We start from the raw sequence: 12,286 nt of genomic DNA, 5'->3' as shown, positions 1-12,286 counted from the left end.
CGTCCGCAGAGCCCCCGAGCCGCAAGGACGGACCTCCCGTGACCCCTCCCCCACCACCCCCACGCCCCGGCCGCATCCTGCGGCGCTCCCTGTCCGCCTCCCTGGCGCTGGCCCTCACCGCGCTGGCAGCCGCCACCACGCTCGTCGTGGCCGGTGCGCCGCCCGCCGCTGCCGCCGCCGTCCCCGCGCCCTCCCCGCTGAACGTCCCCGGACGCGGGGCGAGTGTCCCGTTCAAGGAGCACGAGGCCGAGTACGCCGCGACCAACGGCACCCTCATCGGCCCCGACCGGCTCTACGGCACGCTGCCCTCGGAGGCATCGGGCCGCCAGGCCGTCACCCTCGACGCCGTCGGTGAGTACGTGGAGTTCACGCTCACCGCACCGGCGAACGCGATGACCTTCCGCTACTCACTGCCGGACAACGCCGCCGGGACGGGCCGGGACGCCTCGATCGACGTGCGGGTCGACGGGACACAGCTCAAGAGCGTGCCCGTGACCTCGAAGTACGGCTGGTTCTACGGGGGTTACCCGTTCAACAACAACCCCGGTGACACCGACCCGCACCACTTCTACGACGAGACCCGGACCATGTTCGGCTCCACCCTGCCGACCGGCACCAAAATCCGCCTCCAGGTCTCCTCCACCGCCCAGTCGCCCGCGTTCACCATCGACCTGGCCGACTTCGAGCACGTGGCCGCGCCGATCGGCAGGCCCTCCGGGGCGCTGGACGTGGTGAGCGACTTCGGCGCCGACCCGACGGGTGCGGCGGACGCCACGGCGAAGATCCAGGCGGCGGTGGACGCGGGCCGCACGCAGGGCCGGGAGGTGTACATCCCGCAGGGCACGTTCAAGGTCCAGGACCACATCATCGTCGACAAGGTGACGCTGCGCGGGGCGGGCCCCTGGTACAGCGTGCTGACCGGCCGGCACCCCACCGACCGCTCGAAGGCTGTCGGCGTCTACGGCAAGTACGCGTCCCAGGGAGGCAGTTCGCATGTGACGCTGCGGGACTTCGCGATCATCGGTGACATCCGCGAGCGGATCGACGACGACCAGGTCAACGCCATCGGCGGCGCCCTGTCGGACTCGGTGGTCGACAACCTCTGGCTCCAGCACACCAAGTGCGGCGCCTGGCTGACCGGCCCGATGAACAACTTCACCATGAAGAACACCCGGATCCTGGACCAGACGGCCGACGGGGTGAACTTCCACTACGGCGTCACCAACTCCACCGTCACCAACACCTTCGTCCGCAACAGCGGTGACGACGGGCTCGCCATGTGGGCGGAGAACATCCCGAACGTGAACAACAAGTTCACCTTCAACACCGTCATCCTGCCGATCCTGGCGAACAACATCGTGACGTACGGCGGCAAGGACATCACGATCTCCGACAACGTCATGTCGGACACCATCACCAACGGCGGCGGCCTGCACATCGCCAACCGCTACCCAGGGGTCAACTCCGGCCGTGGCACCGCCGTTTCGGGTACGCACACCGCCGCCCGCAACACCCTCATCCGGACCGGGAACAACGACTACAACTGGAAGTTCGGTGTCGGCGCGGTCTGGTTCAGCGGCCTCAACGAACCGATCCAGGGCGCGACCGTCAACGTCACCGACACCGAGATCCTGGACAGCTCCTACGCCGCGATCCACCTCATCGAGGGAGCGAGCAACGGGCTGAACTTCAACCGGGTGAAGATCGACGGGGCGGGGACCTACGCGCTCCAGATCCAGTCGCCGGGCCGGGCCACGTTCACCGATGTCGTCGCCACCCACATCGCCCAGTCCAACCCGATCCACAACTGTGTCGGCGCGGGCTTCCAGATCACCCGGGGCTCCGGCAACTCCGGCTGGTACGCCGATCCGCCCGCCTGCACGGGCGTCTGGCCGGACCCGGTGTGGACCAACGGCGGCGTCCCGGGAGGCGGCTCCGGCGGTCCGACGGACCCGCCCGGGCCGACCGACCCGCCGGAGGAGACCGGCAACCTCGCGCAGGGGCGTGCGGTGACCGCGACCAGCCACGTCGATGTGTACGGCGCGGGCAACGCGGTGGACGGGAACCCGAACTCGTACTGGGAGAGCCGTAACAACGCCTTCCCGCAGTCGATCACCGTCGACCTGGGCTCGGCGAAGGCGGTGAAGCGGGTGGTGCTGAAGCTGCCCCCGGCGGCCGCCTGGGCGACGCGCACCCAGACCCTGAGCGTGCTGGGGTCCATTGACAACACCACGTACAACACCCTGAAGGCGTCGGCGGGTTACACCTTCAACCCGTCGAACGGCAACACGGCCACCGTCACGCTGCCCGGCACCTCGGCCCGCTATCTGCGGCTGACGTTCACCGGCAACACCGGCTGGCCGGCCGCCCAGCTCTCCGAGGTGGAGGCGTACACGAGCTGAGCAGCCGTACGGGGGTCGGGCCCGGCCGCGCGGGACGGCGGCCGGGCCCGACCCCGTTGCTCAGCGCGTCACTTCACGGTGAAGGACTTCGCCGCATCGGAGACCGACGCCGGGCTGATGACCTTCAGTCCGCCGGGGACCGTGGCGTCCGGCTTCATGATGACGCTCTCCCGGGTGGACGGCGCCGCCGGGTCGGAGAAGTCGTGGGTGACCCCGAACTCGGTTCCGTACCCCTTGATCGTGAGCAGCGCCTTGTCGACGCCCTCGCGGGTGAGGTCCTTGTCGTCGCACGCCTTGTCCAGCGCCTCGCCGAAGATGGAGGCCGCCGTCCAGCCCGCGACGACGCCGTTGTCGAGGACATCGTCGGGGTACTGCGAGGCGTACTCCTTGGCCAGCAGCGACGGCCCGTCGCCCGGGTCGCCGATGGGCAGGGTGGAGGAGGCGATGTAGTAGTCCTTCAGCAGGGCCGGGCCCGCCTGGGTCTTCAACAGCTGTGGCGCGTAGGCCGAGTTGTTGCCGACGACGGGGACGTTGAAGCCGGTGGCCGCCGCCACGCCGACCAGCGAGGCCGCCTGGCGCGGACCGGCACTGACGACGACGGCCTTCACCCCGGCCTGCTTGAGGGCGGCGACCTGGGCCGTCATGTCGTTGTCGGTCGGCTTGATCTTCTGCTCCACGACCGTCAACCCGGCTTCCTTGGCAGCGTGCTTGGAGCCGGTGAGCGCGTTCTCGCCGTAGTCGCCCTCGAAGTAGACGTGACCGATCTTGTCGCCCTCGGCGATCCGCTTCTCCTTGAGCAGGTGGTCGATCAGGTTGATGGTCTCGATGTCGTACGTGGCGCCGACGACGCGGATGTACGGGGAGCCCAGCAGGTTCGCCGACCAGGCCTGCGGCAGCACGAGCCCCTTGTCCTTGCCGTCGATGCGCTGCTCCACGGCGGCGACGAACGGCGAGCCGATGAACTGGGCGAAGCCGAGCACCTTCGGCTCCAGCTCCGTGTAGCCCGCGATGGCCTTCTGCGGATCGTAGCCGTGGTCCCGTACCGTGAGTTCGATCTTCCGGTCGCAGATGCCGCCCTTGGCGTTGATCTGCTTCGCCCACAGCTGCTGGGCCTGGGTGACGCTCTTGCCGAGCGAGGCGTACACCCCGGTCATGTCGGTGAGGACACCGAGCGAGATCGTCGAGGAGGAGACCCCGGGACCCGTCTTGATCCCGGCCTTGTCCTGGTCGTCGCCCTTCCCTTCGGTCGCCTTGCCGCTGCACCCGACGAGGGTGACGGCGAGAGCCGCGACCACGGCCGTGAGCGCTCTGAGTTTCATTTCTTCTCCCCTGGTTTCTTCGGACGGGTGACGCGCGGAAGTGCGATGCCGAGGCGGGCCAGGCCGCCGGGCAGGAAGAGGACCACCGCGACCACCGCGGCGCCGTACAGATAGCGGGACGCCTCACCGGGTGCCAGACCGCCCGTACCGGGCGCGGAGACCAGCGGGAGGGAGTCGCTGTAGTGCGTGAGCACCTGCGGGAGCAGGGAGACGAAGAAGGCGCCGACGACGGCCCCCGCGACGCTGCCGAGCCCGCCGATGACGATCATGGCGAGGTATTCGAGGGAGAGGATCATGCCGAAGTACTCGGGCACGGTCCGCTGGAAGACCAGCGCGAGCAGGACGCCCGCGAGGCCCGCGTACATCGAGGACAGGACGAAGACCCCGGCCCGGTAGCGCGCCACCGGTACGCCCATGACGCCCGCCGCGATCCGATGGTCGCGGATGGCGTTCATCGCCCGGCCCGGCCTGCCCCGCAGGATTCCGCGGGCGAACAGGGCACTGAGCAGCAGGGCGGCCAGGCCCACGTACCAGAGCTTCTCCGAGGAGCCGAACGGCACGGCCGCGATGACGACTTCGGTGTCGTCGAAGGTGAACCCGAAGAGGGAGAGCGGCGGTACGGCCCGGCCGTTGTAACCCCCGGTCAGGGAGCCCGCGTTGAACAGGACGTGCTGCCCGATGAAGATCAGCGCGAGGGTGGCGATACCGAGGTACGCCCCGCGCAACCGCCCCGCGATCGGGCTGAACAGCCCACCGGCTCCACCCGCGATCAGGACGGCGAGGACCGCGGCCAGCCAGGTGGGCAGGCCGAGACCGGTCAGTGCGTGGCCGTTCTCGGTACTGGACTCCCCCGCCAGGATGCAGTAGCTGTACGCGCCGACGGCGAGGAAGAAGGCGTGGCCCATGGAGAGCTGGCCGGTGGCGCCGGTGAGCATGTTGAGCCCGATGGCACCGATCGCCGCCGCCATCGCGAACAGTCCGGCCTGGAGCCAGAAGCGGTCCAGGTAGAAGGGGAGGGCCAGGAGCAGGACGGAGGCGATGAGGACGGCGTACGTACGGGGTCGGCGCAGCCGGTCGGTGAGGCTCGAAGCGCCAACAGTGTTGGCAGCGGGCGTGGTTGTAGCTTCGGGGGCGGCTTCGGCGGTGGTGTCAGACACGGGCCAGCTCCTTCGTGCCGAAGAGTCCGGCCGGCCGGATGAGCAGCACCGCGACCATCACCAGGTAGGGCGCCAGATCGCCGATGCCCCGGCCGAGGAAGGAGAGGTCGCTCTGGTAGCCGGTGGCGAGCGACTCGGTGACGCCGACGATGAGCCCGCCTGCGAGCGCCCCGGTGGTGGAGTCGAGTCCGCCGAGGATCGCGGCGGGGAACGCCTTGAGCGCGGCGAGCGAGGTGGCGCGCTCCAGGCCGGGGGTGGGGAAGACGGTGAGGAAGAGGGCGGCGACGGCGGCGAGGGCTCCGGCGACGGCCCAGGCGGCGAGCGAGACCCTGCCGAGCTTGATGCCCATGAGGGCGGCGGTCTGCGGGTTCTCGGCGGCGGCCCGCATCGACACGCCCCACGAGGTGTAGCGGAAGGCGAGCAGGAAGACGGTGATGAGGAGCCCGGCGGCGAGGAACGCGGCGATCCTGGTCTGGGCGAGGGTGACCCCGCCGATCTGGACGACCTCGTTGCCCCACGGGTCGCCGAGCGCGAGGACGTCCGTGCCCATGCGGCGGGTGAGTTCGGTGATGAGGAGGATGTCGACGCCGATGGTGACGATGGCCAGGACGCTGTGGTCGCTGCCCCGGTAGCGGCGCATCACGAAGAACTCGATGGCCGCGCCGACGGTCGCGGCCCCGGCGATCCCGACGAGCAGCGCGGGCCAGAAGCCGATGTCGTCGTGGAGGACGGCGGTGACGTAGCCGCCCGCCAACAGCAGTGAGGCGTGGGCGAAGTTGACGACCTCGGTGGCCTTGAAGATGACGACGAAGCCGAGGGCGATCAGTGCGTAGACCGAACCGATCGACAGGCCGCCGAGGAGGAGTTCGATGAACGTGGTCATTCCTGTGCTCCCAAGTAGGCCTGGACGACGGCCGGGTCGTTCTGGACCTCGGCGGGGGTGCCGCCCGCGATCCTGCGTCCGAAGTCGAGTACGGTCACCGCGTCCGCCAGCCGCATGACCACCCCCATGTCGTGCTCCACCAGCACGATGGAGATGCCGAGGCTGTCGCGGACATCGGCCACGACCGCTGCCGTACGGCGGCGTTCGTCGGCGGTCATCCCGGCGATCGGCTCGTCCAGGAGCAGGACCCGGGGCTCCATGCACAGGGCCCGGCCCAACTCGACGAGCTTCTGCTGTCCGTACGGGAGCGAGCCCGCCGGGCGGCCCAACTCCTTCTCCAGGCCGATGAACGCGGCGATCTCGCGGACCCGGTCCAGATGGCGCCGCTCCTCGCGGGCCGCGGACGGCAGCCGCAGGCCGGTGGCGATGAAGCCGGAGCGGGTGAGCCGGTGGCGGCCGAGCAGCAGGCTGTCGGCGACGGTCGCGTGCGGCGGGAGTGCGATGTTCTGGAAGGTCCGGGCGACGCCCAGGGCGGCGATGGCGTGCGGCGCGAGTCCGGTGAGTTCGGTGGTGCCGAGGTGGACGGTGCCGGCGGAGGCGCGGTAGACGCCGGAGAGGACGTTGAAGCAGGTGGACTTGCCCGCGCCGTTGGGGCCGATGACGGCGTGCACGCTGCCGGGTTCGACGGTGAAGGAGACCGCGTCCAGGGCGGTGAGCCCGGCGAAGCGTACGGTCACGCCGGAGACGGTGAGGGCGGCCGTGGCGTTGTCGGCGCCGGTCGGGGGTGCCGGTGCGGTCTTCACGCGGACCACCTGCTCAGGGTGCGCCGGTTGCGGGACGCCACGTCGGCATCGGCGGCGGCCTCCTCGTCGACCACGCCGAGATAGCGGCGGCGCACCTCGTCGGAGGCGGCCAGTTCGGCGGCGGGCCCGTGCAGGGCGACCTCGCCGACGTCCAGGACGTACGCGGTCGAGGCGAGGCGCAGCGCGATGGCCGCGTTCTGCTCCACGAGCATGACGGAGGTGCCGCCCGCGTTGATCTCCTGCACGGTCTCCGCGATCCTCGCCGCCATCAGCGGGGCGAGGCCGAGCGAGGGCTCGTCCAGCAGGAGCAGCCGGGGTCCCGCCATCAGGGCGCGGCCCATCGCCAGCATCTGCTGCTCGCCGCCGGAGAGGAGACCGGCGCGCTGGTGGGCCCGGTCGGAGAGGACCGGGAACAGTTCGTGGACGCGGGCCAGGGCGGCGGTCGTCTGCTTGCGCCCGCCGCGCGCCCCGAGTGCGCCCGCGCGCAGGTTGTCGGCCACCGTCATCCGGGCGAAGACCTGCCGGCCCTCCGGTACCTGGACCACTCCCGCGGCCACCACCTGGGCGGGCCGCAGCCCCTCCAGGGAGCGGCCGTCGAACCGGATGGTGCCGGTGCCCGTACCTCGGTGGAAGCCGAGGGTCCGCGATACGGCCCGCAGCAGCGTGGTCTTGCCCGCGCCGTTGCCGCCGAGTACGGCGGTGATCGCGCCGTCCGGGACATCGACCGAGATGTCGCGCAGGGCGCGGACGGGGCCGTAGCCGACGGACAGTGCGCGGATCTCCAGCGTTGCCATGCGTCCTCCTCCTTCCGCCTTCTCGTGTCGTGCTCATCTGTGGGGGTGTGGCGTCGTGTGGTGCCACAGACCAGCACCGGGCGGAGCGCGCGTCCACGGCACGGGGCGGACTCGATGCGGGTGACCAGCGATCGAAGGGCCTCGTTGTGCACGCGCACAGAGGCGGCGACGGGCGGGCTCCCGCCCGCGCGGCCGGTGGCATCCTCGTCGGTCACCGGCTGGACCGGCCCCGGTGACCGCCTCCGTGGCGGTGTGGCGTCGGCTGTCCCGGCAGCGGTTGGGAGGGGGCCGGTCGCCGGTCCGGCGGACGGAGGCGGGGATGCGGCGGGAGACGCGGGCCGGGGAGCGGACGCCGGCCGAGGTGCGGCCGCCGGGCGGAGATCCGGGGGCGCGGGAGGTCGTGACGCCGGACGACCGGTGGCCGGCCGTCCTGGTGGCGAGCGCGCCGGAGCTCTCCGCGCGCCTGCTCGCGGAGGTGTTCGGCCCGCTGCTGGCGCTGGCCCCGGCGGAACGGGCGCTGCTGGTCGGGACGTTGGAGGCGTGGCTGGAGTGCGGGGGTTCGGTGGGGCGGGCGGCGGTGCGGCTGCGGTGCCACCGGAACACGGTGTTCAACCGGCTGCGGCGGCTGGAACGGCTGACCTCACGGTCGCTGTCGCACCCGTGCGAGCTGGTCGAGACGGTGCTGGCGCTGGAGGCGCTGCGGCTGCGGGCGACGCGGGGGTGATGAGCGACCGGTGGCTCTCTGGAGCGTCTGCCCGCAGCGCGGGAGGCGGCAGGGCCGGTCGTACGTTCCGTACGACCGGCCCTGATCCGTCGCTCAGCTCAGGAAGTCCCGCGCGATCGACTCGGCCGCCCGTTCCAGCAGGGGTCCGGCCTGGGCCATCGAGACGGCCGGGTCCGGTTCCAGCTCGGCCAGGGCGTAGGCGCGCGCGATGCCCGCCCCGTTCAGGGCCTCCTGGGACAGGGCGAGGCGGCCGCAGACCGCGACGACCTCGATCCCGGCCTCCCGGGCCGCCGCGGCGACCCCGGCCGGGGCCTTGCCGTGCAGGGTCTGCTCGTCCAGCGAGCCCTCGCCGGTGATGACCAGGGTGGCGCGGGCGAGCGCGGGGGCGAAGCCGAGGACGTCCAGCATGACCTCGATGCCGGGCCGGAAGCGGGCGCCGAGGGCGACGAGCGCCCCGTAGCCGATGCCTCCGGCCGCTCCGGCGCCCGGCAGGGCCGCGGTCTCGGGCCCCAGGATCGAGGCGTAGTGCGCCAGGGCCGCGTCGAGGACCGCGATGTCCTCCTCGCTCGCGCCCTTCTGCCGCCCGTACACCTCGGGAGCCCCCTTGGGCCCGGTCAGCGGGTTGTCCACGTCGCTGGCCAGGATCAGATCGACGTCCTTCAGGCGCGGGTCCAGCCCGGACAGGTCGGCCTCGGCCAGTTCGGCGAGCCCTCCCCCACCGGGGCCGACGGGCTTGCCGTCCGCGTCCAGGAAGCGGGCCCCGAGCGCGGCGAGCATGCCCGCGCCGCCGTCCGTGGTGGCGCTGCCGCCGACCCCGAACACGATCGTCGTCGCCCCGGCGTCCAGGGCGGCCTTCAGCAGCTCGCCCGAGCCGTACGTGGTGGCCGTGAGCGGGGCGAACACCCCGTCGGGCAGGTGCTGGAGGCCCGAGGCCTCGGCCATCTCCACCACGGCGGTTCCGTCACGCAGCGCGTACGCCGCCGTCACCGGCTCCCCGACGGGTCCGGTCACCCGCGCCTCGCGGCGCTCGAACCCGGCGGCCACCGCCGCCGCGACCGTGCCGTCGCCGCCGTCCGCGACGGGCAGGGTCTCCACCCGTACGCCGGGCCCGACGCGCCGCAGCCCGGCCGTCACCCGCTCCGCGACCTGTACGGCCGTGAGCGAGCCCTTGAACTTGTCCGCCGCGACGAGCACGCGGGCGGTCTCCACATCTGCTCCGTCCGTCACCTTGCATCCCTTGCCTTCGAACAGAGTCGCGCCGCCCCGACCCTATCCGCACGCCCCCTGATCTGCCCATGGCCGTCCGGAACCGCCGCCCGCCCCCTCCCCCACTCACTACGCTGTCGGCCGTGACGACAACCGATGCCGACTACGCCACGTACATCGCCGGGCTCCCCCGGGTCCTGGCCGCCGCCGCGTGCCTCTTCCGGGACGCGGAGGGACGGGTCCTGCTCGTGGAGCCGAACTACCGCAAGGGCTGGGCGCTGCCCGGCGGGACGGTCGAGTCGCAGACGGGCGAAGGCCCCCGGCAGGGCGCCCGGCGCGAGACGGTGGAGGAGATCGGGCTGGACCTGGCGCCGGGCCGACTGCTGGCCGTCGACTGGGCGCGGGGCGTCGGCCGACCGCCGATCGTGGCGTACCTGTACGACGGCGGGGTGCTCACCCCGGAGCAGTTCGCGGCGATCCGGCTCCAGGAGGAGGAGCTGCTCTCCTGGAAGCTGGTCGCCCCGGCCGACCTGGGCGGCCATCTGCTGGGACCGCTGGAGTCGAGGGTGCGGGCAGCACTGGACGTGCTGGAGTCCGGTGGCGGCACGGCGGAGCTGGAGGACGGGAAGCCGGTCGCGTAGGGCAGGCGCGTGGGGGGAGTCATCGGGCGAAATGCGTTCGCGGGGCGTGTTCCCACCTCCGTACGCTCGGCGTATGACGCTTGTCGCGATCCTCAGTGGCGCCGGTATCTCCACGGACTCGGGCATCCCCGACTACCGGGGGCCGAGCGGGGTGTGGCGCAAGGATCCGGAGGCCGAGAAGCTCGTCACGTACGACTTCTACATGGCCGATCCGGAGATCCGCCGCCGTTCCTGGCAGATGCGCCGCTCCAGCTCAGCCTGGAACGCCGAGCCGAACGCGGCCCACCGGGCGGTGGCGGAGCTGGAGCGGTCCGGCACCCCGGTCCGGGTGATCACCCAGAACGTCGACGGGCTGCACCAGCTGGCCGGCCTGCCCGCCCGCAAGGTCCTCGAACTCCACGGCACCGCGCGCGAGGTGACCTGCACCCGCTGCCACGCCCGCTCCACCATGGGCGAGGCCCTGGAGCGCGTCGAGGCGGGCGAGGACGACCCGGCGTGCACCGTCTGCGGCGGCATCCTGAAGTCGGCGACGGTGATGTTCGGCGAACCGCTGGACCCGCGGGTGCTGGCCGACGCGATGACGGTCGCCAAGGCGTGCGAGGTCTTCGTCGCCGTCGGCTCGACGCTCCAGGTGCAGCCCGCCGCCTCGCTCGCCGGGATCGCGGCCGAGCACGGGGCGCGGCTGGTCGTGGTGAACGCGGAGCCGACCCCGTACGACGCACTCGCGGACGAGGTCGTCCGGGAACCGATCGGTACGGCGCTGCCGAGGCTGCTGCGTGCCCTGGGCGGCGGCCGGGGCGACTGAGCGGCAGGCAGCTGGGCGACGGGGGGTGATCAGCGGTCCAGCCCTACGCCCCTACGGGGTGTCCAGCCCCGCCCGGACCCGGCGCGAGGGCTGGAACACGTACAGGTCGAGGATGTCCGGGGCGTCCGCGAGGCCCGGGCCGCCGGCCGTCGCCCAGGTGATCACGTCCTGCTCGGCGTGCTCGTCGTTGACCAGGCCCAGCCAGACCGGGCGGCCCCCGGCGCGGCGGCCCTCCGGCGAGGGCTGGACGACGATCACGTTGCCCTGCTCGCAGGCGTCCAGGCACTCGACGGCCCGTACGGTGGCGGCGCCCTCCAGCCCGGCGCGGAGCCGGGCGAGCTGGGCGGCGTGGTCGACGCCCGGGATCTTCTCCGTGCCGCAGCAGCAGCCCCGGCAGACGCTCACGGTGGGCCGGGGGACGCCCTGGGCGGGCACGTCCTTGCGGGGGCGGCGGCTCATGCGGGCACTCCGGGTCGGCGCGAGGGGAACGAGGACGGGACCACGGCCATCGCTGGTCGCGGAGGGGGAACGGTGACACGGCCATCGCTGGTCGCGGTAGGGGCGACGGTGATCACCGCGACTCTACCGAGGCTCCCCCGCCTCGAACACCCGCGCCCCTTCCGAGCCCGGTGCGGTATCGTTGACGGCTGCGAAGGGGAGTAGCCCCGCAAACCGGTCGTCGACACACTGGAGCCCCCGGGTTCCCGGTGGCCGGGCTCGTGGAACCTTGATCGGGTTCATCCCACGGGCGGGCGAGACCTTCGGTCCTGTATGACACGTCCACGCCCTGTGGGCGCCGCCGTCATGCCGGGCCGAGTGGTCCTCCGAAAAGCCCGAGCGGCGCTTCGCGAAGATCCGGGGCCCGGCTCGCACAGAAAGCCACCCGGAATGCACCTCGACCCCCTGGCGATCATCACCGCCTTCGGGCTGATCTTCCTCGCGGAGCTCCCCGACAAGACGATGTTCGCGTCGCTGGCCATGGGCACGCGGATGCGCCCGCTCTACGTGTGGTTCGGCACGTCGTCCGCGTTCATCGTGCATGTCGCCATCGCCGTGGGCGCGGGCAGCCTGATCGGGCTGCTGCCCGACTGGACCGTCAAGCTCGTCTCGGCCTCGCTGTTCGCGTTCGGCGCGTTCATCCTGCTGCGCGGCAGCGGCGGGGACGACGATGACGAGACCGAGGTGAAGACCGTGACCGGCTTCTGGCCGGTCTACTCGACCGCGTTCATGGCGGTCTTCATCAGTGAGTGGGGCGACCTGACCCAGATCACCACCGCCAACCTGGCGGCGAGCAACGGCACCTGGTCCACCGCGATCGGTTCGGCCGCCGCCCTGATGTCCGTCTCGGCCCTGGCGCTGCTGGCGGGGAAGTTCATCGCCAAGCGCGTACCGCTGAAGACCGTGCAGCGCATCGGCGGGATCTGCATGCTGGGTCTGGCGGTCTGGACGGCCGTGGAGATCTTCACCGGCTGATCTTCACCGGCTGAGGGAGATGGGACCAAGGGGCTGGGGGCGTACCGGAGCAGTGCCGGTACGACCCCAGCCCCTCTTC

The 12,286-nt window shown here is 71.9% G+C and carries 11 protein-coding genes and 1 pseudogene; 5 read left to right on the top strand and 7 right to left on the bottom strand.

Annotated elements, in window-relative coordinates; translation table 11 throughout:
• The first annotated feature begins 38 nt into the window (after positions 1-38).
• Positions 39-2,402, top strand: coding sequence for a discoidin domain-containing protein (locus GTY67_RS30075; RefSeq protein WP_161281110.1), 2,364 nt, complete (start codon positions 39-41; stop codon positions 2,400-2,402).
• 68 nt (positions 2,403-2,470) lie between these two features.
• Here the strand turns inward: GTY67_RS30075 and GTY67_RS30070 are convergent, their stop codons facing one another.
• The 5 genes from GTY67_RS30070 to GTY67_RS30050 are packed head-to-tail and all read right to left on the bottom strand — an operon-like array spanning position 2,471 to position 7,358.
• Positions 2,471-3,721, bottom strand: a complete 1,251-nt coding sequence (locus GTY67_RS30070; RefSeq protein ID WP_093693821.1) for an ABC transporter substrate-binding protein — start codon at positions 3,719-3,721, stop codon at positions 2,471-2,473.
• Positions 3,718-4,878, bottom strand: coding sequence for a branched-chain amino acid ABC transporter permease (locus GTY67_RS30065; RefSeq protein ID WP_161281109.1), 1,161 nt, complete (start codon positions 4,876-4,878; stop codon positions 3,718-3,720). The genes GTY67_RS30070 and GTY67_RS30065 overlap by 4 nt, the downstream gene beginning before the upstream one ends.
• A complete protein-coding gene (locus GTY67_RS30060) occupies positions 4,871-5,761 on the bottom strand; it encodes a branched-chain amino acid ABC transporter permease (RefSeq protein ID WP_093693822.1) in 891 nt (296 codons plus the stop codon). Before GTY67_RS30060 ends, GTY67_RS30065 begins: the two co-directional genes overlap by 8 nt.
• Entirely contained in the window at positions 5,758-6,573 is an 816-nt protein-coding gene (locus GTY67_RS30055; RefSeq protein ID WP_176727600.1) for an ABC transporter ATP-binding protein, read from the bottom strand. The genes GTY67_RS30060 and GTY67_RS30055 overlap by 4 nt, the downstream gene beginning before the upstream one ends.
• On the bottom strand, positions 6,561-7,358 hold the full coding sequence (locus GTY67_RS30050; RefSeq protein ID WP_161281108.1) for an ABC transporter ATP-binding protein: 798 nt from the start codon (positions 7,356-7,358) through the stop codon (positions 6,561-6,563). Before GTY67_RS30050 ends, GTY67_RS30055 begins: the two co-directional genes overlap by 13 nt.
• A 382-nt stretch (positions 7,359-7,740) precedes the next feature.
• Between GTY67_RS30050 and GTY67_RS30045 the strand changes: the two are divergent.
• Positions 7,741-8,082: pseudogene (locus tag GTY67_RS30045) on the top strand (helix-turn-helix domain-containing protein); the annotation flags it as partial.
• A gap of 93 nt (positions 8,083-8,175) precedes the next feature.
• On the opposite strand, the gene GTY67_RS30040 reads toward GTY67_RS30045, so the two are convergent.
• Positions 8,176-9,291 (bottom strand): glycerate kinase, encoded by a 1,116-nt coding sequence (locus GTY67_RS30040; RefSeq protein ID WP_161281642.1) that lies wholly within the window; start codon positions 9,289-9,291, stop codon positions 8,176-8,178.
• 140 nt (positions 9,292-9,431) lie between these two features.
• Between GTY67_RS30040 and GTY67_RS30035 the strand changes: the two genes are divergently transcribed.
• Both GTY67_RS30035 and GTY67_RS30030 read left to right on the top strand, forming a co-directional pair.
• Positions 9,432-9,929: an NUDIX hydrolase gene (locus GTY67_RS30035; protein WP_161281107.1), complete on the top strand. Its 498-nt coding sequence runs from the start codon at positions 9,432-9,434 to the stop codon at positions 9,927-9,929.
• A gap of 73 nt (positions 9,930-10,002) precedes the next feature.
• Positions 10,003-10,734, top strand: a complete 732-nt coding sequence (locus GTY67_RS30030) for a Sir2 family NAD-dependent protein deacetylase (RefSeq protein ID WP_093693827.1) — start codon at positions 10,003-10,005, stop codon at positions 10,732-10,734.
• A 51-nt stretch (positions 10,735-10,785) separates the two neighbouring features.
• On the opposite strand, the gene GTY67_RS30025 is transcribed toward GTY67_RS30030, so the two are convergent.
• Positions 10,786-11,193, bottom strand: a complete 408-nt coding sequence (locus GTY67_RS30025) for a (2Fe-2S) ferredoxin domain-containing protein (RefSeq protein ID WP_093693828.1) — start codon at positions 11,191-11,193, stop codon at positions 10,786-10,788.
• 429 nt (positions 11,194-11,622) lie between these two features.
• On the opposite strand from GTY67_RS30025, the gene GTY67_RS30020 reads away from it, so the two are divergent.
• Positions 11,623-12,207 (top strand): TMEM165/GDT1 family protein, encoded by a 585-nt coding sequence (locus GTY67_RS30020; RefSeq protein WP_093693829.1) that lies wholly within the window; start codon positions 11,623-11,625, stop codon positions 12,205-12,207.
• Positions 12,208-12,286 lie beyond the last annotated feature (79 nt).

The sequence above is a fragment of the Streptomyces sp. SID8374 genome (genome assembly GCF_009865135.1).
Classification (GTDB): Bacteria; Actinomycetota; Actinomycetes; order Streptomycetales; family Streptomycetaceae; genus Streptomyces.
Note: the sequence above shows the minus strand (reverse complement) of the source record. Positions and strands in the feature narration are given on the sequence as shown.

Coding starts and splice junctions, on each gene's coding strand:
- GTY67_RS30025 (WP_093693828.1), bottom strand. CDS start 11,193: ATGAGCCGCCGCCCCCGCAAGGACGTGCCCGCCCAGGGCGTCCCCCGG.
- GTY67_RS30060 (WP_093693822.1), bottom strand. CDS start 5,761: ATGACCACGTTCATCGAACTCCTCCTCGGCGGCCTGTCGATCGGTTCG.
- GTY67_RS30070 (WP_093693821.1), bottom strand. CDS start 3,721: ATGAAACTCAGAGCGCTCACGGCCGTGGTCGCGGCTCTCGCCGTCACC.
- GTY67_RS30050 (WP_161281108.1), bottom strand. CDS start 7,358: ATGGCAACGCTGGAGATCCGCGCACTGTCCGTCGGCTACGGCCCCGTC.
- GTY67_RS30020 (WP_093693829.1), top strand. CDS start 11,623: ATGCACCTCGACCCCCTGGCGATCATCACCGCCTTCGGGCTGATCTTC.
- GTY67_RS30030 (WP_093693827.1), top strand. CDS start 10,003: ATGACGCTTGTCGCGATCCTCAGTGGCGCCGGTATCTCCACGGACTCG.